This is a genomic window from Pontimicrobium aquaticum, assembly GCF_005047595.1.
Lineage (GTDB): Bacteria > Bacteroidota > Bacteroidia > Flavobacteriales > Flavobacteriaceae > Pontimicrobium > Pontimicrobium aquaticum.
In genome coordinates this window covers 330,588-352,148 of sequence record NZ_SUPL01000001.1, presented here as the reverse complement: position 1 = coordinate 352,148, position 21,561 = coordinate 330,588, and the positions used below count along the sequence as shown (strand labels likewise).

The window sequence follows — 21,561 nt, the reverse complement described above, 5'->3', positions numbered from 1 at the left end:
AAATAATATAACTAAAGCCAGATATTTTTATCTGGCTTTTTTTGACCCTAGTTAGTTCGAGTGAAATTGTGGAACAATTTTGTATCGAGAACGGGTTATCTGTTAGCCCTTCTCGATACAATTTTTTGTATTACAAAAAATTACTCGAAGTGACGTTATATATTGATTTGCCTGTCAATTTGCTGGTCTAGAGAAATGAAAGTTTCAGTTCTGGAAACACCAGAAATGGTTTGTATGTCTGTATTCAATACATGCATAAGGTGTGCATTATCCTTGCATAATATTTTAACGAAAATACTCCAGTTTCCTGTGGTATAGTGACATTCTAATACTTCAGGAATCTTTTTAAGTTGTCTTACAGCATCAGGATTATTCATTGCTTTGTCTAAAAATACACCAACAAAAGCCATAGTAGTATAACCTAATACTTTTGGGTTAATTATAAATTTTGAACCTGCTAACAAACCAGATTTTTCCAATTTTCGTAATCGTTGGTGAATGGCTGCACCAGAAATACCAACCTGACGTGCAATTTCTAAAACAGGAGTTCGTGCATCATTCATTAACGCACGAAGTATCTTTTTATCGATACCATCTATATATAGGTTTTGATTTACAAACTTCATTTGTTACTATACTTTCATAATTAAACATAAAAGTACTAAAAGTATATTAGAATGAAAGATTAAGTTGTTAATGGATTGTATCCTAAATAAGGCACTTCTTTTTCGGTAAAAGCAATATTAAAAGTTTCTAATTCTTTTAAAATAGGTTCATATACTTCTTTCGAAATAGGAATTTGAACACCAGGGGTGGTTATTTTTCCGTTCAAAATAGCAAGCGTTGCAATGGCTACTGGTAAACCAACGGTTTTTGCCATGGCTGTATAGGTCTGATCCTCTCCTATAGATACCATGGTTGAATCTATTTGGTATTTCTTTCCTTTTAATTCATATCCAAATTTATGGTACATAACTATCATGTCTTTATCCTCTTTATCAAGTGTCCAGCTATCCATAAGTATTTTTTGCAATATTTGGGCAGGCGTTGCTTTTTTAAGACCCACCATTTTTTTAGAGTTAAAAACATCTAATTCTTCTAACTTTTCCCAAACAATATCATCTTGATCTATTTTTAGTTGATGTCTAAATTTTAGTTCTACTGAGTCGGTTGGACTGTACGGTAAAAAAGCGTTTATAAAATCACGGTAGCTCATGTTTTCGCTATCATCAATAGTATAGCTGTCGTCAGTCATTCCAAGTAATACAAACATTTGCCACGCACGACTAAACCCAACGCGTCTCATAGTGCCACGATATAACGTTTTAGCATTGTTTAGTCCATAAGCACTTTGGTATTTTAAGGAGTCGCGATTAGCATAAGCCTCAAAACGGCCATAGCCATCAACATCTAAAAACTCTGTGCGTCTAAATAATCGGTGGTACGGAATGTATTTATAAGTGCCTTCTTGTAAAAATTTAGCAGCACCACCTTGACCAGCAACCACAACATTTCTTGGGTTCCATGTAAACTTATAATTCCATAGGTTGTTATCGCTTTCAGGTGCTACAAGTCCACCAGTAAACGATTCAAATAGTATAATTTCACCGCCTTTATCACGAATTTTATCAATCACTTGCATAGCACTCATATGATCTATTCCAGGATCTACACCAATTTCATTCATAAAAACAAGGTCTTTAGATTTAGCAGCCGAATCTAAGGCTTGCATTTCGGGACTTACATAGGAAGCAGTTACCATATTTGTTCCGTAAGTAATACAATCTTTTGCAACTTCAATATGAAAACGTGCTGGAAGCATTGATACAACAATATCGGCATTTTCAATCGCTTTTTTTCGAGAACCTTTATCAAAAACATCTAAGGTTATGGCATTTGCATTTGGGTGATTATTAATTAGTTTTTTAGCGTTTTCAATATTTATATCGCCAATAGTAATATGCAGATTTTCTGATTCTGATTTTTCTAGAAAGTATTTTATTAAGTAAGATGTTGATTTGCCAGAACCTATAACTAATATGTTTCGCATAATGAAATTAGATGAGTAATTTTGTAATTAAATGTTTCACGAATGTAGTAAATGAAATTGTTTTTAAAACTTAAAATTTATAAATAATATGAACAAAAAAATAGTAATTTCAGCAAGTATTTTAGGTGTGTTAGCAGTAATATTAGGCGCTTTCGCTGCACACGGACTGGAAAAAAAACTCTCGGTTGAAGAAATAGATACGTTTCAAACTGGGGTAAGATACCAAATGTATCATGCCTTATTACTTTTATTTATAGCAAACGCCACTTATTTAAATGCAATTGTAAAAAAAAGAATACTTTATTTGGTTGTTTTAGGTGTACTACTGTTTTCTGGCTCTATTTATGGTCTAGCGACAAACACACTTACATCATTTAATTTTAAATCGATAGCTTTTATAACTCCCATAGGTGGTTTATTATTAATTCTATCTTGGATAGTTATGCTTATTAGTTTTATAAAATTTAAAGAAGAATAATATCGAGTTTTAAAACGTGATTTTATAAAAATTTATATTTTTGTACTCTAAACAACACACAAAATTATGGTGGAAAACACCCATACTTCGAAAACGATTTCGTTAGAAACATACGGGATCAAAAATGCAAAAGTAAATTACCAACTAACACCAGATCAACTTCATGACATCACAATAGCAAAAGGCTTAGGCGTTGAGGCATCATCGGGAGCTTTAGCTATAAATACTGGTGAATTTACAGGACGTTCTCCAAAAGATCGTTTTATAGTAAAAGATGATATTACTAAAGATAGAGTTTGGTGGGGAAGCATTAATATTCCGTTTGAAAGTGATGCATTTCAAAAATTGTATGATAAAGTAACTAATTATTTATCAGAAAAAGAAGTTTTTGTTAGAGACTGCTACGCATGTGCTGATGAAAATTACTATACAAATATTCGTGTCATAAATGAATACCCTTGGAGCAATATGTTTGCTTATAACATGTTTTTACGCCCTACTGAAAAACAATTAAAATCTTTTGAACCTGAATGGACTGTCATAAACGCACCAGGTTTTATGGCTGATCCTGAAATAGATGGAACACGTCAACATAATTTTGCAATTTTAGACTTTACTAGAAAAACAGCAATTATAGGTGGAACAGGTTATACAGGTGAAATTAAAAAAGGCATTTTTTCTGCTCTAAACTTTGTATTACCAGTATTTAAAAACACATTGCCAATGCACTGTAGTGCAAATGTTGGTAAAGATGGTGATACTGCTATTTTCTTCGGGTTATCTGGAACTGGAAAAACAACCCTATCTGCTGACCCTGAAAGAAAATTAATAGGCGATGACGAACATGGTTGGACCAACGAAAATACAGTGTTTAACTTTGAAGGAGGCTGCTACGCAAAAGTTATTGATTTAACAGAAGAAAAGGAACCAGACATTTATCGTGCTATTAAAAGAGGAGCAATTCTTGAAAACGTGATCATGGATGAAAATGGTGTGGTAGATTTCGAGAACACCACTATCACTCAAAATACAAGAGTTAGCTATCCAATTTACCACATTGATAATATTCAAAAACCATCAATTGGTAAGAACCCAAAAAATATATTCTTTTTAACCGCAGATGCTTTTGGAGTTTTACCTCCAATTTCAAAACTAACACCAGGTCAAGCAGCGTATCATTTTATTTCTGGATATACTGCAAAAGTAGCAGGAACTGAAGCAGGTATAGATGAACCTTTACCAAGTTTTTCAGCTTGTTTTGGAGCACCATTTATGCCACTACATCCAACAAAATACGCCGAAATGCTCAGTAAAAAAATGCAGGAAGCTGGTGTAAATGTATGGCTAGTTAATACAGGTTGGACAGGAGGTCCTTATGGTGTTGGTACGAGAATGAAACTCAAATACACAAGAGCTATGATTACAGCAGCAATGAATGGAGAATTAGAAGCTGCTAATAAAGAAAATTATCATGTTCATTCTGTTTTTGGTGTTCAACAACCAAGAACATGTCCTAATGTGCCAGATGAGGTTTTAAGTCCGAGAACTATGTGGAATAATGATGAAGGTTATTATAACATGGCAGATAAACTAGCAAACTCTTTTAAAGAAAACTTTAAAAAGTTTGAAGATTATGCTAATGACGACATTATGGCTGGAGCTCCAAAAGTGAGATAGAACATTTTGTAGTCCAAATAATAAAAAAGCGTGATTCGGAAGAATCACGCTTTTTTATGTTATTTAAAAACAGGTAACTTATTTTTTGTTAACAGTTTGTATGTATTTTTCTAAAGCCATTGTCATTGATGGCGTTTCAGGAGTAGGCGCAGCTATATCAACTCGTAACCCTTTATCTTCAACTGCTTTAATGGTTGTATTGCCAAAAACAGCAATTCGTGTATTATTTTGTTTAAAATTAGGAAAGTTGTGAAATAACGACTCTATACCAGATGGACTAAAAAATACTAATACATCGTAAAATACGTTTTCTAAATCAGATAAATCACTAATTACAGTTTTGTAAAAAGTAGCTTGTTTCCAATTAACACCCAAATCGTTTAATGTTTCAGGAACCTGAGGTTTAAGCTTATCAGTTGTTGGAAGTAAGAATTTTTCGTCTTTGTATTTTTTAATTAGAGGTGATAAGTCTGAGAAATTTCGTTTTCCAACATAAATCTTTCGTTTTCTATAGACAACGTACTTTTGCAAATAGTAGGCAACAGCCTCTGATTGGCAAAAATACTTCATGGTATCAGGTACTTTAAAGCGCATCTCATCGGCAACTCTAAAAAAGTGATCTACAGCATTTCTACTTGTTAAAATAATAGCAGTATAATTACTAAGATCAACTTTCTGTAATCTTATTTCTTTTGCAGAAACGCCTTCAACATGTATAAAAGGTCTGAAATCAATTTTAACTCGTTGCTTTTCTTGTAAATCAAAATAAGGAGAATTTTCTACTTTAGGCTCTGGTTGGGAAACCAAAATTGTTTTCACTTTCATAGGTTGACTTAGCTTTTACTCTTAATTAACTATTTAATAACAGTTTATATAAAATCACATAAGGTGCAATTTCAAGTGCGCAAAGATACAAAATAAAATAGAAAATGTTATTTATTATTGTTTTTTGATGCGTTTTAATAGATGTAATAAAGCCAATGAAGTTTATTAGAAACAATAACCCGATAGCTATATAAAAAACAGTATGGTTTAAGGTTACAGTAAAAACTAATAATATATTTAATGGAAATAACAGTAATCCAATAAAATTTTTATAATTAGTTTTTTGAAAAAGATAAGAATCTATAAGCGTATCTATTTCAAAAAGGCTTCCAATAAGTCGTTCAATTAAGACCTTAATAAGTATAATGGCTCCAACACCAAATAAAATCTTAAAAAATAAAGCTATATTAAATTCAATATTGTCTATAAAAGTGGTGTATCCTAAGAAAGAAAATAATGATATTGAAATGACGAAATTTATAAAAAGCAAAGCATCAAATTGGTCAATAAACTTTTGCTCTCTAGCATAAATTTTTAAATATTTAGAGTTGCCAACAAGTAATAAAAAGTCATTAAACCTAATAGTAAAGGCATATTTTGCAAATGCCAAAATTGATAGGCATAAAACAAAAAGAATTGTGTACCACTCGTTTGAGATTATTTCGCGTAACATAATTGCTAAATTATGAAGAATATTTCTATAAAATTAATGCATTAAAAAACTTACTTTTGCTAAAATTACTTTTTTAATGCAAGACACAATTGTTATTATACCAACTTTTAACGAAATTGAGAATATTGAAGCCATTATTAGAGCGACATTTTCTTTAGAAAAGCAATTTCATATTTTAGTGGTTGACGATAATTCACCAGATTTAACCGCATTAAAGGTAAAAGAATTACAAAACGAGTTTAAAGATAAATTGTTTTTAGAAGTTCGTAAGGAAAAGTCGGGTTTGGGTACAGCTTATATTCACGGATTTAAATGGTGTTTAGATAAAGGGTATGATTATATTTTTGAAATGGATGCCGATTTTTCGCATAACCCCAACGATTTATCTAGGTTGTACAATGCCTGTCATGTAGATGGTGCAGATATGTCTATTGGTTCACGTTATGTAAAAGGCGTTAATGTAGTTAATTGGCCAATGTCTAGGGTATTACTATCTTACCTAGCGTCTAAGTATGTTAGGATAATTACTGGAATGAAAATTCACGACACCACAGCTGGATTTGTATGCTACAAACGAAAAGTTCTAGAAAGTATTAATTTAGATAAGATAAAATTTGTAGGCTATGCATTTCAAATAGAAATGAAATTCAAAACCTACTTACAAAAATTTAAAATAACTGAAGTTCCGGTAATTTTTACCGATAGAACAAAAGGCGAATCTAAATTGAGTGGTGGCATAATTTCTGAAGCAATATTTGGAGTGATTTCAATGAAATTAAAAAGTTTATTTAGAAAAAGATAACATGAGTAATAAAAAAGTACTTATTAAGAATGCTAGAATAGTAAATGAAGGAAGTATTACTAAAGGCGATATTTTAATTGAAGGCGAATTTATTAGAGAAATAAGCAGCACTATTAACGCTCCTGAGGCACAAATTATTGATGCCGAGAACAAGTATGTAATGCCTGGAGTTATTGATGATCAAGTACATTTTAGAGAGCCAGGATTAACTCATAAAGCAACTATTGCAACCGAATCTAGAGCTGCGGCAGCAGGAGGCATTACCTCGTTTATTGAAATGCCAAACACAAATCCGCAGACTACAACTATAGAAAAATTAGAAGATAAATTTGAAATAGCTTCAAAAACATCTTTTGTAAATTATTCGTTTATGTTTGGAGGCACTAATGATAATTTAGATGAAATTTTAAAGGTTGATGATAAAAATGTTGCAGGTTTAAAATTATTTTTAGGTTCATCAACAGGAAATATGCTAGTTGATAACCCTGAAGTGTTGGAGAACATTTTTTCAAACACCAATTTATTAATTAGTGTACACTGCGAAGACGAAGCAACCATTAGAAAAAACACAGCAAATTATATTGAAAAATACGGTGAGGATATTCCAATAAAATACCACCCAATTATTAGAAGTGAAGAAGCTTGTTATTTATCATCGTCTAAAGCTATTGAGCTTGCTAAAAAAACAGGTGCAAGATTACATGTTTTTCATCTATCAACAGGGAAAGAAACCAACTTATTTACAAATAAAATTCCGCTAAAGGATAAAAAAATTACAGCTGAGGTATGCGTACATCACCTTTGGTTTTCTGATAAGGATTATGAAGAAAAGGGAACCTTAATAAAGTGGAATCCAGCGGTAAAAACTGTAAATGATAGAGCGCAGTTATGGGACGCCTTACTTGATGATAGAATAGATGTGATTGCAACCGACCATGCGCCACATACTTTAGAAGAAAAAAATAACGTTTATACTAAAGCACCTTCTGGAGGTCCATTAGTGCAACATGCACTTGTAGCAATGTTCGAAGCGCATCACCAAGGGAAAATTTCAGTAGAAAAATTAGTAGAAAAAATGTGTCATAACCCTGCGATATTGTTTCAAGTAGAAAAAAGAGGCTATATTAAAGAAGGCTATTTTGCAGATTTGGTAATTGTTGACGATAACGATCCTTGGACAGTTAACAAAGACAACGTGCTATATAAATGTAAGTGGTCGCCTTTTGAGGGCACAAGGTTTAAATCGAAGGTAACACATACATTGGTAAATGGAAATTTAGTTTATGAAAACTCAAAATTTCATGAAGTAAAAGCCGCAAAACGATTAACGTTTAATAGATAATGAAGTATCTTAAAATAGTTGCAATACTGTGTGTTTTAATTTTTGTTGGGTGTAATTCTAACAATATTGAAAGACCTAAAAAACCAAAGAACCTGATTAAAAAACAAGACATGGTTAACATATTGTACGATATGTCAATTTTAACTGCGTCAAAAGGAGTTAATAAAAAATTACTTGAAGAAAATGGTGTTTTTCCGGAAGATTTTGTGTACGAAAAATATGGAATAGATAGTGTGCAATTTGCTTTAAGTAACGAGTATTATGCTTATAAACTAGAAACTTACGAGGAGATTTTTAACCAAGTAAAAAATAGACTGACTGAAGAAAAGAAAGTTTTAGACTCCATTAAAAATATAGAAGCTGAAGAACGAAAAAAACGACGCGATCAAGAAAAATCAACCCGAGCGCCTGAAGTTGAAACTATAATTCCTTCAAAAAAAATTGACACGTCTCAGGTAGATATTCGTCAATAGGTGCAAAGTTATAATCAATAGCATTTTTTATTTTGTTGTTACTGTAATACGATTTTGTGGTAATGGTTTTTGTAGTTTGTTTAACCAACCTACGTTTTTTATTAAATAACTTACTTCGTAACCAATCCAATCTCCAAGCTATACTTAATAAAAACTTAGAGGCCTTTTTTTGTGGAGCTTTAACATTTAAATAATTAGCTGTTTTAGTAAAAAAATCTGTATAAGATAGGTTGTCAGATACCAAAATATAACGCTCGTTTATGATGTTGCTTTCCATTAACTTAATCATGGTATTAGCTACATCTTTCACACTAACATAGCCAACCACGCCTTCAGTGAGCCTAATAAAACCTTTATAGACCAGTTTTATTAAGCTACCACTGCCACCACCTCTCCAAAATCCAGAGCCAATAATAACACCTGGATTAACAATTACTGCATCTAGACCTTCTTGAGTGCCTCTCCAAACTTCCATTTCGGCACCATATTTAGTAATGGAATAAACACTTTGTTCAGCTTCAGGGTTCCAATGTGTTTCTTCAGTAATTAATAGGTTGTTTTCTTTTTTACCAATAGTAGCTATAGAACTTACATAGCAGAGTTTTTTCACATTTTGCGAAACACTAAGGTTTACTATGTTTGCAGTGCCTTCAATATTAACGCGTCTTAAAGTATGGTAATCTTTAGGGTCAAACGAGATAAATGCTGCACAATGATACACATAAGTAATATCTTTAAAAGCTTCATTTATTTGAGGTATATTATTTAAAGTAGCTTCAAACCATTCAATTTTAGCAAACAAGTTTTCATAATCTTCACTATAATAAGAAAACACTTTTTTTACTGCTTTAATCTTTTTTTTAGTTCTATAAATTGCTCTAACAGCTTTTCCGCTTACAACTAATTGATAGAGTAAATGACTGCCAACTAAACCTGTTCCTCCTGTAACTAATATCATACAACTAAATTAGTGTTTTTTCTTTTCTCATCATTAGGTAAAAAATTATCTTTGTTCAAATTTTTAAATCAAATGGCAAAGAATTTCATTGAAGAATTAACATGGAGAGGGATGGTACACGACACCATGCCTGGAGTAGAAGAACATTTAAAAGAAAGCATGCGTAGTGCTTATGTTGGATTTGATCCAACTGCCGATTCTTTGCACATTGGGAATTTAGTGCCAATTATGTTATTGGCACATTACCAACGCTGTGGACACAAACCAGTGGCTTTAGTTGGTGGTGCTACAGGAATGATTGGAGATCCATCCGGAAAATCTAGTGAACGTAATTTGTTAGATGAAAAAACCTTACGCCATAATCAAGAAGCTATTAAAAACCAATTAGCTCACTTTCTTGATTTTGAAAGTAATGAAGCTAACGCTGCGGTGTTAGTGAATAATTACGACTGGATGAAAGAATTCTCATTTTTAGAGTTTATTCGCGATGTTGGTAAGCATATTACGGTAAATTATATGATGAGTAAAGATTCTGTAAAAAACAGGATTTCTTCTGAAGCTTCCGAAGGGATGAGTTTTACCGAGTTTACTTATCAACTGGTTCAGGGTTACGATTTTCTTCATTTATACAGAGATAATCAATGTACGATTCAAATGGGAGGCAGTGACCAATGGGGAAATATCACCACAGGAACCGAACTTATTAGACGTATAGGAAACGGTAAAGGTTATGCTATTACGTGTCCTTTAATTACAAAATCGGATGGGTCTAAATTTGGTAAATCTGAAGGTGGAAATGTGTGGTTAGATGCCAAACGTACATCGCCTTATAAGTTTTACCAATATTGGCTAAACTCTAGCGACGAAGATGCTGTTAAGTACATAAAGATATTCACCTTTTTAACGAAAGATGACGTGGAATCCCTAATAAAGGAACATCAGGAAGCACCACATTTAAGAATTTTACAAAAGCGTTTAGCTAAAGAAATTACCTCTATGGTACACTCTGTTGAAGATTTTGAAAATGCCGAAAAAGCATCGAACATTTTATTTAGTAAGAGCTTTAAAGAAGATATAAAAACTTTAGACGAAGCCACCTTTTTAGATGTGTTTGAAGGCGTGCCACAAGCCGAATTGTCTAAGGCAGACTTAACAGAAGGATTAGACATGATTGCTGCTTTGGCAGCTAAAACCAACTTTTTAGTATCAAACGGAGAAGCAAGACGCGCTTTAAAAGAAAATTCGGTGTCTGTTAATAAAGAAAAAGTAAAAGAAGATTATAAAATTACAACAGCCGATTTAATAAACGATACGTACGTCATTTTAAACAAAGGAAAGCGTAATACCTATATTCTAAAAGCGATATAAAAAGAAGAAGTCTGGTTGTAAATAAGACTATTACAACCAGACTTCAAAAAAACTAACCAACCTAATTTTACTTTTTCATAGCAAATCTATTTACTATGTCCTTTAAGTCGCAAGTCTATAGATATGCTTACATAATAAAAAAATAATCTAATTTTTAAATAACCATGAGGTTACAGCCTCGAATATCGGAGTTGTCAAAACGCCCTAAAACCTCAAAACTACCATCTTCATATACCTTTCCTAAATCTTGAGTGGCAATAAAAGCACATGAATTTATATTGGCCAAATCTATAATATTAATGCCTCCAGTTTTACCATAGTCTTGAATGGTTAAAGCGTCTTCAGTATCGCGAGTTAATATACGCATCCAAGGAGGTGTTTTAAAAAGACTATCACCTTTAGAATAGGCTTGACTTAGTAATTCAGTCATGCCATATTCGCTGTGTATGGTGTTTACGCCAAAACCTTGTTTTAAAATATCGTGAAGCTCGGTTCTAATAAGCTCTTTGCGTTTACCTTTCATACCACCAGTTTCCATAATAATAGTATTATTTAACTTAAGTTGGTGTTTTTCTACAAAATCTAACAAGGCAAACGATACACCAATCAATAGCGTTTTTTTATTTCTAGATTCTAAGTCAAGTAACGTGTTTTTTAAAGCTTTTAAATCATTTAAATAAAATCCGCTTTCAGGCTGTTTAGAGTGCGTAACCATATTATTAACCATGTAGATTAATGACGAGCCATCACGCTCTAAATAAGATGGCAATAAGGCTAACACGACGTAATCTTCAATATTACCATAAAAATGCTTAAATCCTTTTCTAAAGCTTTCTTGGTATAGTGTAATATCAGTCACAAAATGCTTACTAGTTGTTTGCCCTGTGGTACCACTACTTGTAAAGATTTCTTTAGCTTTTGCTTGAGAGCTAACCACTTTATGAGACTTAAAAAACTGAATGGGTAAAAATGGAATGTCATTAACACAATATATATCGCTAGGATGCTTGTACAACAAGTCACAGAAAGAACGATATACGGTATTGTTTTCAAATTGATGCTTAAAAATAGCTAAAGCCAATTGCTCAAATTGATTTTGAGAGTTTATGCTAAATATATCATTTTTGCTAGTCATATAACCTTTGTCAGTTCGAGTGTCCAGACAGAAACGTCTGGATGTATCGAGAACAAAAGTATATAAAATAAAAAAGCGTTGCCATTGGCAACGCTTTTTTTAATTCTATTTAATTATAATTAGTTAATTACTAATTTTCGTGTGGTAAAAGCATGGTCTTGTTCTGCTCTTAAAATATACACACCAGTAGTTAGGTTAGAGACATTTAAACGATTGTTAGTAATAGTTTTTTGTATTACTTGTTTACCTAAAATATCAAACACACTTACCTTCATTGGTGTACGTTTATCGCTAAAAATATTTACGAACGCACTTGATGTTGGGTTAGGATATAACTCAAAACCATCTATTTGGTTTTCTTTGGTTGAAAGGGTGATACCAGCCATATCAATTCCAGTTACTTGAGGAGTGCCATTAAATTCACCAACTAAAACTTCCATATTAACATTTCCAGAAGGAATAGTTTGTCCAATATAATCTGCTTCACTAAAGCTAGTCCTAAAAGTCATACTTGAACCTCCACGAGAGGAAGCATCATTAATAGTGTAATCAGTGCCAGTAGCAAAGGTGCCACCAGCTTCTGTAAAACTTACAGTATTTATTCTAACCAATTTAGACTCATAATCATCAACATTTGCTAAGAGGTTTGCTATGGTTACCACTTCAGGAGTAATTGTTGAACCAGCTGCAACAGACGCATCTTGTGTTGGTACAAATTGTAAAATACCATTATATATAGAAGCAGTACCGACTAAACCACTCATACCATCTCCAACAGAGAAAGATGTGGTAATGGTTCCTGAGGCATCATCAATTAAAATGCCACCTGTGGCATCTTGTATGTATTTTTGATTTCTGGAAACCCTAGTGTAAGTTATGGTTGGTGTACTCTGAAGCTCATATGATCCTCCAGCACCATTGGCATCTACATCAGTTTTAAGCGCGGCTATATTAGCTACTTGAACTGGTCCAGAAGGTGTAGCGTTATCTGCTCTAAATGTAGGGCTTAAGGCTTCAAAGGTACCATCTCCTTGTCTTTGTAAAGAATGTCCATCCTTATTACCATTAGCTCCTTCATTATATTGAGTAGATACTGAAAATCCAGATAACAAGCCTGCATCATCACTATCATTAGTGTCATATACAATAACATCTATTAGATTTGTAAGAGTGATAGCTGTGTCATTTGGCCAGTTTGAGCCATCATCTTGGTATATAGCAATAGCATCTGCTCCATTTTGAATTGCTCCGGATCCTCCAGGTGGAATATCGTAATCACCAGGAGATATTAGGGCAGTGTTTGCTAGAATGAAGAATCCGTTTGCGTCAGTACTATAACCATCTAAATCAAATGCATCGTAACTTAAATCATCAGAGCCATTAAATAGAACTACAACAAAACCATCAAGAGAGGTATTTGGGGTCCATTTCAATTCAATAAACTCAGCCGCGTCGGTTCCAGGAGAATCAGCATCAATTTCATTAATGACTAATTGCCCAAAGGACAAAGAGGTTATAAAAAGGGCACTAAATAAAAAGTAAAATTTTTTCATAAAACGAGGATTAATTAATTAGGACACCTAATATAAGAAAAATTTTACGTTTAAATGCAAAAAAACAGCCCTAAAAGGCTGTTTTTCATATAAATATAACGTTTTGTTAAACTATCGTACTACTAATTTACGTGTAGCAGAGAATTTACCTTCTTTAATTTTTAAAATATAAACCCCTGGATTTAGGTCTTGTATTTTAAGTTCTTTACCATAAAGTACTTGCGAGATCACTTTTTTGCCTAACACATCAAATATTTCAATGTTTTTAGTAAGGTTGTGTTTGGTGCTTATATATACTTTACCATTGTTTACTGGGTTTGGAAAAATGGTTAAACCCTCAATATTTTCAATGTTCTTTTTTGCAGCAATTCCATCATTAGATTGCGCAAAAGAGGATACAGATGCAAAAAGCATCGTTACAATTAAAAATTTAAAAATGTAGTTTTTTTTCATAAAAATGGGTTCTGCTGTTAATCACTGTTTGTAAAGCTACTAAAAGAACTGCAAAAGTTATACCAAAGGCTTGTTAAAAAAAGGAGTGTTTTGTCGAAAAAGTTAAAATAATGTAAGAGGCACGTTACCAAAATGTTATTAAACCTAATTTAATTCTTATTCTTTTTGTTTAATTTTATCTTTGTAGTGTAGAATTTACGACATAACACTAATGGATAAAAAGCACATTAAAATACTTTTAGTTGATGATGAACCCGATATTTTAGAGATTGTTGGTTACAACTTGTCATCAGAAGGATACACAGTTGTAACAGCCGAAAATGGCATTGAGGCTGTAAAAAAAGCAAAAAAAGAAAAGCCACAGCTTATTATTTTAGATGTGATGATGCCTGAAATGGATGGCATTGAGGCTTGTGAACAAATTAGACTTATTCCCGAACTTAAAAATGTATTGGTAACGTTTTTAACCGCTAGAGGTGAAGACTATTCGCAAGTTGCAGGTTTTGAAGCTGGAGCCGACGATTATATTACAAAGCCTATTAAACCCAAGGTATTAGTTAGTAAAGTAAAAGCTTTACTTAGGCGCTATAAAGAGCAAGAAAAACAAGAAAACGTAGTTAAAATAGGTGATTTAACCATCGATAGAGATGCTTATAAAATACTATTAAAAGGAAAGGAAATTATTCTTCCTAGAAAAGAGTTTGAATTATTATCTTTATTGACCTCCAAACCAGGAAAAGTTTTTAAAAGAGAGGAAATTTTAGACCAAGTATGGGGAAATGAAGTTGTTGTTGGAGGACGAACCATAGATGTTCATATAAGAAAACTTCGAGAAAAAATTGGTGACAAAACGTTTAAAACAGTAAAAGGCGTTGGATATAAGTTTGTTGATTAATGGCAAAAACCTTTAAAAGATCGTATAAATTTGCGTTTAAATCGTCTATATTTATAACGTTAATCCTAACACTCTTTGTGAGTGTTTTTTTGTATGTGTTTTATTCTTTAAATATACTAGCTATAGCAACCTTTACTTTAGTGTGTTTTTTAGTGTCATTTCTCATAATTCAGTTTCGTGTACAACAGTTTATCTATAAGAGGGTTAAAAAAATATACGACGATTTAACGTTGTTGGAATCCAGTACCTTCGATAGAAATAAAATCACCACAGATATGGCAACGCTTACTCAGGAAATTGATAAGTATGCTAGGAATAAAAAAATTGAAATAGAAGCTCTTAAAATACGTGAACAATACCGAAAGGAGTTTATTGGCAATGTATCACACGAACTTAAAACACCACTATTTATGGTGCAAGGTTATATTAGTACATTAATTGATGGCGCAGCCGAAAATGAAACCCTTAGGGAAAAGTACTTAAAAAGAGCAGATAAGGGTGTAGAGCGATTAATCTACATTATAAAGGACTTGGATATGATTACCAAGTTTGAAGCTGGTGATTTGAGATTGGAGGTTACAACGTTTGATATTGTAGAGTTGGTGAAAAACGTTTTTGACTTATTGGAAATGAAAGCCTCCAAGAAAAAAATCTCACTCACTTTCGATATGGAATATAAGCGTCCTATAATGGTAAATGGCGATAAAGAACGTATCCAACAAGTGTTGTCTAATTTAATTGTAAATTCCATAAAATATGGAGAAATTAATGGGACAACAGAAGTTAGCATAGAAAATCTTATTAAAAATAAAGTTATTGTAAGAGTGACCGATAATGGCGAAGGTATAGAGAAGGTTCATATTCCAAGATTATTTGAGCGTTTCTACAGGGTTGATAAAAGTGGCTCGCGAAAAGAAGGAGGCTCTGGATTAGGGTTGGCCATTGTTAAGCACATTATTGAGGCGCATCAAGAAAAACTATATGTTGAAAGCGAGTATGGTATTGGAAGTGAGTTTTCATTCACGCTCGAAAAGGCTAAATAATTCTTTATAATTAGTTTTACTTTTAATAGGCGAAAACCCTTTGTAGTTTTTTGCTTCTTGTAACTTTTCAACAAAAAAATCATTTTGATTACAAAAAGGCGCAATGTTTTCTTTTTTAAATTTTTTTGCTAAATACTCTTGTTCAAATTGTCCTGGCGTTGGTATAAAAAACGCTTTTTTTTCTAGTTTGACTAAATCCATAATGGTAGTATAACCAGAACGCGACAACACTAAATCACTTTCATTAATAGCTGTTTGTAGTTCTGTTGAGGTCATAAAATTATAGATTGTTAAATTATTTTGGGTTATTATTTGTTGCTCATGCTCGATTACACCTTTAACTAAAATCACATTTCCACTGTAATTATTTAATTCTAATAGAAGTTTGTTTTCTAAAAGTGTTCTCTGAGGTTCAGGACCAGATAATATAGCTATAACATTATAGGTTTTTGGTAAATCTATTTTTTTAAACCTACTCAATGCTCCAATATATTTTATAGAAACATTTAAGTTTTTTAAATGACCAAGTTTACCACTAAGATTATTGTGCTCTTCGAAATCAGGAACCCAACATTCATCGAATTTTCTAATGATTTTTTGGTGTAACTTGCTGCTTATAAATGTTGTACTCCCACTTAAAACATGCAATTGATGTGTAATATATACTGAAGGAACAGTTTTTGAGCAAACACCAAATCGGTTATCCGAAATAATGCCATCAATCTTATTTTTAGTAACCAAATCTTCAATAACAAGGTGCTCTTTTTTAATGGCTTTTAATATTTTTGGTGCATCTTTCAGCAGTTTTAATTTTAAATGACTTCCATTTTTTGAGTATGTAATGTTGTAAGATGGTAGCTCAATACTTTTTAAATTGGGAAACTCTTTTTGTAAGAGCGATAAAGCGTTTCCATCACTTGCAATAATTGGGTCAAAACCAAATTTTAGTAAGGCATTCACAATTGGTATGCATCGTGTAGCGTGACCTAATCCCCAGTTTAAAGGGGCTATTAAAATTCTCTTGCTCATAATGAAAATCAAATATAAGGATATTAATGCCTCTCATTAATTTGTTTATTTTTGCCCAAATATCAATAACACGTGGGAAGTAAAAATAAGCTCAAAAGATTTAAAGAAAACGAAACTTTTAACAATGTGTTTCAGCCAACTAGAGCAGATTTGGTTGAAAACACCTATCATTTAAAGGGAAATTGGAGGCATGAATTTTTTAAAAATGATAATCCACTAGTTTTAGAATTAGGTTGCGGTAAAGGTGAGTACAGTGTGGAATTAGCAAAAAAATATCCAAACAAAAACTTTATTGGTATTGATATAAAAGGAGCACGTTTTTGGAGAGGTGCCAAAACAGCTATAGAAGAACAAATTGAAAACGTAGCCTTTTTACGCACTCAAATTGAACTTATTGAATACGCATTTGCCGAAAATGAAGTAGATGAAATTTGGATAACTTTTCCAGATCCTCAAATAAAATACAAGCGAACAAAACATAGAATGACTAACTCTAAGTTTTTAAAACGTTATAAAAAAGTACTAAAACCAAATGGTGTTATAAACTTAAAAACCGACAGCGAGTTTATGCATGGTTACACGCTAGGATTACTACATGGCGAGGGTCATGAGGTACTTTATGCTAACCATAATGTATATAAACAAGAGGGCAGTCCAGAAGAAGTTACTAGTATTCAAACATTTTATGAAAGCCAATATTTAGAACAAAACAAACCAATTACGTATATTAGATTTAAAATAAAGTAATTAGTGGGCATTACTGTTATCTTCTTTTTAGGTTTAATTATTGCATTGGTTGGTGTTATTCCTCCTGGTTTGTTAAATATGACTGCTGCTAAAATTAGTTTAAAAGAAGGCTCAAATCATGGTATTTTATTTTCAATAGGTGTTTGTGTAATAGTTTGTGTGCAAACCTATGTTGCAACAATTTTTGCGAAATATTTAAGTAACCATCCAGAGGTGATTGATATTTTACAGCGCGTAGCGTTTGTGATATTTGTTTTAATTACTATCTATTTTTTGTTGCTGGCGAGAAAACAGCCTAAACCAGACCTTGAAGCAAGCATAATAAGTAAGCGCAGTAGCTTTTTTAAAGGTGTGTTGTTGTCTGCATTAAACGTATTTCCTATTCCATATCAAGCCTATATGACGATTACGTTAGCGTCTTTTGGTTGGCTAACATTCGAAATGTATAGCATTATTGCCTATGTAGCTGGAGCAGCAACAGGAACTTTTGTAATGCTGTATATTTATATTTTCTTTTTCGATAAAATAAAAAATGAAAAGTTAACATCACAAAAAACCATGAACTATTTTATAGGCTCAATAACAGGTGTTATAGCAATTTTTACACTAATTAATATTATAAAAGAACTTTAGCGAATGAAACCTGAAACACTTAATTTTTTTGATAAGGTATATGAAGTAGCTAAACTTATTCCTTATGGACGAGTAACCAGTTATGGAGCTATTGCAAAGTATTTAGGTGCAGCTAGAAGCGCACGTATGGTTGGCTATGCCATGAATGGATCGAGCGGAAAAGATGTGCCAGCGCATCGTGTGGTTAACAGAAAAGGGCTGCTAACAGGCAAACATCATTTTGATGGTACAAACCTTATGCAGCAACTTTTAGAAAGCGAAGGTGTTAAAGTTATAGATAACCAGATTCAAGATTTTGAAAAACTATATTGGGATCCTTTTAGGGAATTGTAACTATTTCCTAATTTTTTGAAAAATTTACAAATAATATTGAATTTACATTCCATAGAAATCAATAATAGTACTATAAAAAACTTCAAACTTCTAGCTTCACTCTTCCAGCTATATTAATTATATTTGCATCTTAGAATTAATCTAAATAAGATACACGTGAAGTTAAGCAAGGAAGATATATTAAAAGCATTAGAATCTATAGCAGTTCCTGGTGAAGGACAAAACATGATAGAAAGTGGTGCTGTTAAGAATGTAATGACTTTTGCAGATGAAGTTATTGTTGATATTACTATTAAAAATCCAAGTTTACAAGCAAAAAAACGTACAGAGGTGGATATCATGAAAACCATTCATGACCTTGTGTATGAAAAAGCTAAAGTAAAAGTGAACGTAAAAGTTGATGCCCCAAAAGCTGATGCTTCTAACCAAATAAAAGGGAATGCCATACCTGGAATAAAAAACATTGTTGCCATTGCTTCAGGAAAAGGTGGCGTTGGAAAATCTACAGTTACGTCAAATATGGCTGTAACGTTATCTAAAATGGGATTCAAGGTAGGTATTTTAGATGCCGATATTTACGGACCATCTATTCCAATTATGTACGACGTTGCAGATGCACGACCGTTAGCAGTTAACATTGAAGGGAAATCTAAAATGAAACCCGTTGAAAATTATGGGGTTAAAATTTTATCGATAGGCTTTTTTACAGAACCAAATCAAGCGGTTATTTGGCGTGGACCTATGGCTGCAAAGGCATTAAATCAAATGATTTTTGATGCTGATTGGGGAGCGTTAGACTTTTTACTTATAGATTTACCTCCAGGAACTGGTGATATTCACTTAAGTATTATGCAATCACTTCCAATAACAGGAGCTGTTGTAGTTAGTACACCTCAAAACGTAGCTTTAGCAGATGCGAAAAAAGGAGTGGCAATGTTTCAGCAAGAAAATATCAACGTTCCAGTACTAGGTATCGTAGAGAATATGTCTTATTTTACACCTCAAGAATTACCTGAAAATAAATATTATATTTTCGGACAAGAAGGTGCTAAGAATTTAGCAGAAGATTTAAAAGTACCTTTCCTTGGTGAGATTCCTTTAGTTCAAAGTGTAAGGGAAGCAGGTGATGTTGGACGACCAGCTGCTATGCAAACAGCAACGCCAATACAAGAAGCTTTTGAGGGTTTGACACGACAAGTGGTTCAAGAAGTTGTAAATAGAAATGAAGATTTGCCTCCAACGGAAGCCATTAAAATAACGACAATGGCTGGATGCTCAGCAGTAAACAAATAAGATATGATGACATCGGAAGAACTTAAGCTAAACATTGAAAAAGCATTGGATGAAATTCGTCCTTTCTTGCAAAGTGATGGAGGAGATATTTCGCTATTAGCAATCGAAGATGATAAATTAGTAAAAGTACAACTAGAAGGAGCTTGTACAAGTTGTAGTGTCAATCAAATGACACTTAAATCTGGTGTAGAAATGACCATAAAAAAGTATGCGCCTCAAATAGAACGTGTTATCAATATTGAAGCCTAAAGTGACTTTTATCACATTTTGCCACACTATTAATTAATATTTTTGCGCTTAATAAATTGAATTTTAATGATTTCTACTGATATACTCATTATTGGAGCTGGACCTACAGGATTATTTACCGTTTTTGAAGCAGGACTACTAAAATTAAAGTGCCATTTAATAGATGCATTACCACAACCAGGAGGACAGTGTACCGAAATATATCCAAAAAAACCAATCTATGATATTCCTGCTTATCCCGAAATACTTGCAGGAGATTTAACCGAAAAGCTTTTGGAACAATGTAAGCAGTTTGAACCAGGGTTTACTTTAGGAGAGCGTGCTGAAACTATCGAAAAACAAGAAGATGGCACCTTTATTGTCACTACAAATAAAGGCACAAAGCATCAAGCACCAGTGGTTGCTATTGCTGGAGGTTTAGGAAGTTTTGAGCCACGTAAACCCCTAATTCCGAATATTGCAAATTTTGAAGACAAAGGAGTTGAATATATCATTAAAGATCCAGAAATATATAGAGATAAAAAAGTAGTGATTGCTGGAGGAGGAGATTCTGCTCTCGATTGGAGTATTTTTTTATCTGATGTTGCAAGTGAAGTAACTTTGATACACAGAAGAAATGAGTTTAGAGGTCATCTCGATTCTGTAGAGAAAGTTCAAGAATTAAAAAACCTGGGGAAAATCAATCTCGTAACTCCTGCCGAAGTTATGGGTATTATTGGTAATGGTCATGTTGAAGGTGTTGTAGTAAAACAATCAGGAGAGGAGTTAAAGGAGTTTAATATTACATGCGACCATTTTGTGCCTCTTTTTGGGCTGTCACCTAAGCTTGGACCAATTGCAAATTGGGGATTAGAAATTGAGAAAAATGCTATTAAAGTAAATAATGCTTTAGATTACCAAACTAATATTCCAGGAATTTTTGCCATAGGTGATGTTAATACCTATCCAGGAAAATTAAAGCTGATTTTGTGTGGTTTCCATGAAGCAACGTTAATGTGTCAAGCTGCTTATCAAATTATTAATCCAGGAAAAAAATATGTACTAAAATATACAACCGTAAGTGGTGTTCATGGGTTTGATGGTACAAGTAAAACAGCACCTAAAGCAGTAGTTAAAAAGATTGATTAGTGGAAGAAAATCAAGACGTTAAAATAACAATTGTTGATAGAGATGGTGTGTCTCATACTATTGATGCACCAACTGATATGGCTATGAACCTTATGGAAGTTGTTCGTGCTTACGAACTTGCACCAGAAGGCACTATTGGTATTTGTGGCGGTATGGCGATGTGTGCTTCCTGCCAGTGCTATGTAAAGTCAAATCATGAACTTCCAGAAATGCAGGATGACGAAGAAGCTATGCTAAGTGAAGCCTTTTATGTAAAGGATAATTCTCGTTTGGGTTGCCAAATTCAAATCACACCAGACATGGATGGTTTGGAAGTCGAGTTAGCTCCTGAAAGTTAGTTGGCACTATCATTGCGAGGACGAAGGATGTGGCAATCTTTTTAATTTAGAGTTGAAAACAAATAGATTACTTCGCTATGCTCGTA

The 21,561-nt window shown here is 32.9% G+C and carries 24 protein-coding genes; 15 read left to right on the top strand and 9 right to left on the bottom strand.

Annotated features, from left to right (window positions below; genetic code table 11):
* Positions 1–155 precede the first annotated feature (155 nt).
* Both E5167_RS01600 and E5167_RS01595 read right to left on the bottom strand, forming a co-directional pair.
* On the bottom strand, positions 156–626 hold the full coding sequence (locus E5167_RS01600) for an Lrp/AsnC ligand binding domain-containing protein (RefSeq protein WP_136840351.1): 471 nt from the start codon (positions 624–626) through the stop codon (positions 156–158).
* Between the two features lie 59 nt (positions 627–685).
* Entirely contained in the window at positions 686–2,050 is a 1,365-nt protein-coding gene (locus E5167_RS01595; protein ID WP_136840349.1) for a saccharopine dehydrogenase family protein, read from the bottom strand.
* A gap of 88 nt (positions 2,051–2,138) precedes the next feature.
* On the opposite strand from E5167_RS01595, the gene E5167_RS01590 reads away from it, so the two are divergent.
* Together E5167_RS01590 and pckA are read left to right on the top strand one after the other, a co-directional pair.
* Positions 2,139–2,528, top strand: coding sequence for a DUF423 domain-containing protein (locus E5167_RS01590; RefSeq protein ID WP_136840347.1), 390 nt, complete (start codon positions 2,139–2,141; stop codon positions 2,526–2,528).
* A 66-nt stretch (positions 2,529–2,594) separates the two neighbouring features.
* Complete coding sequence (gene pckA, locus E5167_RS01585; protein ID WP_136840345.1) at positions 2,595–4,205, top strand: phosphoenolpyruvate carboxykinase (ATP); 1,611 nt, start codon at positions 2,595–2,597, stop codon at positions 4,203–4,205.
* A gap of 78 nt (positions 4,206–4,283) precedes the next feature.
* Here pckA and E5167_RS01580 read toward each other — a convergent pair whose 3' ends face one another.
* Positions 4,284–5,030, bottom strand: coding sequence for a uroporphyrinogen-III synthase (locus E5167_RS01580; RefSeq protein WP_136840343.1), 747 nt, complete (start codon positions 5,028–5,030; stop codon positions 4,284–4,286).
* A 25-nt stretch (positions 5,031–5,055) separates the two neighbouring features.
* The gene (locus E5167_RS01575; protein ID WP_136840341.1) at positions 5,056–5,703 is read right to left on the bottom strand and encodes a DUF4271 domain-containing protein; all 648 of its coding nucleotides are present in this window, start codon (positions 5,701–5,703) and stop codon (positions 5,056–5,058) included.
* Positions 5,704–5,779: 76 nt separating this feature from the next.
* Between E5167_RS01575 and E5167_RS01570 the strand changes: the two genes are divergently transcribed.
* From E5167_RS01570 to E5167_RS01560, 3 genes are read left to right on the top strand one after another with little or no spacing between them, the layout of a single operon-like run.
* Positions 5,780–6,505, top strand: coding sequence for a polyprenol monophosphomannose synthase (locus E5167_RS01570; protein ID WP_136840339.1), 726 nt, complete (start codon positions 5,780–5,782; stop codon positions 6,503–6,505).
* A gap of 1 nt (position 6,506) precedes the next feature.
* Positions 6,507–7,847 (top strand): dihydroorotase, encoded by a 1,341-nt coding sequence (locus tag E5167_RS01565; protein ID WP_136840337.1) that lies wholly within the window; start codon positions 6,507–6,509, stop codon positions 7,845–7,847.
* Positions 7,847–8,320, top strand: a complete 474-nt coding sequence (locus tag E5167_RS01560; protein WP_136840335.1) for a DUF4296 domain-containing protein — start codon at positions 7,847–7,849, stop codon at positions 8,318–8,320. Before E5167_RS01565 ends, E5167_RS01560 begins: the two co-directional genes overlap by 1 nt.
* Here the strand turns inward: E5167_RS01560 and E5167_RS01555 are convergent.
* A complete protein-coding gene (locus E5167_RS01555) occupies positions 8,268–9,278 on the bottom strand; it encodes an NAD-dependent epimerase/dehydratase family protein (protein ID WP_136840333.1) in 1,011 nt (336 codons plus the stop codon). The genes E5167_RS01560 and E5167_RS01555 overlap by 53 nt on opposite strands.
* A gap of 72 nt (positions 9,279–9,350) precedes the next feature.
* Here E5167_RS01555 and tyrS point away from each other — a divergent pair, with 72 nt between their 5' ends.
* Positions 9,351–10,646 carry a tyrosine--tRNA ligase gene (gene tyrS / locus E5167_RS01550; RefSeq protein WP_136840331.1) on the top strand — a complete coding sequence of 432 codons (1,296 nt, stop codon included), beginning with the start codon at positions 9,351–9,353 and terminating at the stop codon, positions 10,644–10,646.
* A 154-nt stretch (positions 10,647–10,800) separates the two neighbouring features.
* Here tyrS and E5167_RS01545 read toward each other — a convergent pair whose 3' ends face one another.
* The 3 genes from E5167_RS01545 to E5167_RS01535 all read right to left on the bottom strand — a co-directional run bounded on the left by E5167_RS01545 (position 10,801) and on the right by E5167_RS01535 (position 13,787).
* Positions 10,801–11,781, bottom strand: coding sequence for a LuxE/PaaK family acyltransferase (locus tag E5167_RS01545; protein ID WP_136840329.1), 981 nt, complete (start codon positions 11,779–11,781; stop codon positions 10,801–10,803).
* Positions 11,782–11,900: 119 nt separating this feature from the next.
* Positions 11,901–13,334 carry a DUF5689 domain-containing protein gene (locus E5167_RS01540; protein WP_136840327.1) on the bottom strand — a complete coding sequence of 478 codons (1,434 nt, stop codon included), beginning with the start codon at positions 13,332–13,334 and terminating at the stop codon, positions 11,901–11,903.
* A gap of 111 nt (positions 13,335–13,445) precedes the next feature.
* Positions 13,446–13,787 (bottom strand): T9SS type A sorting domain-containing protein, encoded by a 342-nt coding sequence (locus E5167_RS01535; RefSeq protein WP_136840325.1) that lies wholly within the window; start codon positions 13,785–13,787, stop codon positions 13,446–13,448.
* Between the two features lie 211 nt (positions 13,788–13,998).
* On the opposite strand from E5167_RS01535, the gene E5167_RS01530 reads away from it, so the two are divergent.
* Complete coding sequence (locus tag E5167_RS01530; RefSeq protein ID WP_136840323.1) at positions 13,999–14,682, top strand: response regulator; 684 nt, start codon at positions 13,999–14,001, stop codon at positions 14,680–14,682.
* Positions 14,682–15,725: a sensor histidine kinase gene (locus E5167_RS01525; protein ID WP_136840322.1), complete on the top strand. Its 1,044-nt coding sequence runs from the start codon at positions 14,682–14,684 to the stop codon at positions 15,723–15,725. The genes E5167_RS01530 and E5167_RS01525 overlap by 1 nt, the downstream gene beginning before the upstream one ends.
* On the opposite strand, the gene E5167_RS01520 is transcribed toward E5167_RS01525, so the two are convergent.
* On the bottom strand, positions 15,699–16,754 hold the full coding sequence (locus E5167_RS01520; protein WP_136840320.1) for a glycosyltransferase: 1,056 nt from the start codon (positions 16,752–16,754) through the stop codon (positions 15,699–15,701). The two genes, E5167_RS01525 and E5167_RS01520, sit on opposite strands and share 27 nt — an antisense overlap.
* Positions 16,755–16,826: 72 nt before the next feature.
* On the opposite strand from E5167_RS01520, the gene trmB reads away from it, so the two are divergent.
* The 7 genes from trmB (at position 16,827) to E5167_RS01485 (ending at position 21,475) form a co-directional block, all read left to right on the top strand.
* Positions 16,827–17,501: a tRNA (guanosine(46)-N7)-methyltransferase TrmB gene (gene trmB, locus E5167_RS01515; protein ID WP_136840318.1), complete on the top strand. Its 675-nt coding sequence runs from the start codon at positions 16,827–16,829 to the stop codon at positions 17,499–17,501.
* A 3-nt stretch (positions 17,502–17,504) separates the two neighbouring features.
* Positions 17,505–18,134 carry a LysE family transporter gene (locus tag E5167_RS01510; protein ID WP_136840316.1) on the top strand — a complete coding sequence of 210 codons (630 nt, stop codon included), beginning with the start codon at positions 17,505–17,507 and terminating at the stop codon, positions 18,132–18,134.
* 3 nt (positions 18,135–18,137) lie between these two features.
* On the top strand, positions 18,138–18,467 hold the full coding sequence (locus E5167_RS01505) for an MGMT family protein (protein ID WP_136840314.1): 330 nt from the start codon (positions 18,138–18,140) through the stop codon (positions 18,465–18,467).
* Positions 18,468–18,623: 156 nt separating this feature from the next.
* On the top strand, positions 18,624–19,760 hold the full coding sequence (locus E5167_RS01500) for an Mrp/NBP35 family ATP-binding protein (protein WP_136840312.1): 1,137 nt from the start codon (positions 18,624–18,626) through the stop codon (positions 19,758–19,760).
* Positions 19,761–19,766: 6 nt separating this feature from the next.
* Positions 19,767–20,009 carry a NifU family protein gene (locus E5167_RS01495; protein WP_136840886.1) on the top strand — a complete coding sequence of 81 codons (243 nt, stop codon included), beginning with the start codon at positions 19,767–19,769 and terminating at the stop codon, positions 20,007–20,009.
* 66 nt (positions 20,010–20,075) lie between these two features.
* Positions 20,076–21,137, top strand: coding sequence for an NAD(P)/FAD-dependent oxidoreductase (locus E5167_RS01490; RefSeq protein ID WP_136840310.1), 1,062 nt, complete (start codon positions 20,076–20,078; stop codon positions 21,135–21,137).
* On the top strand, positions 21,137–21,475 hold the full coding sequence (locus tag E5167_RS01485; RefSeq protein ID WP_136840308.1) for a 2Fe-2S iron-sulfur cluster-binding family protein: 339 nt from the start codon (positions 21,137–21,139) through the stop codon (positions 21,473–21,475). Before E5167_RS01490 ends, E5167_RS01485 begins: the two co-directional genes overlap by 1 nt.
* The last annotated feature ends 86 nt before the right edge of the window (positions 21,476–21,561 follow it).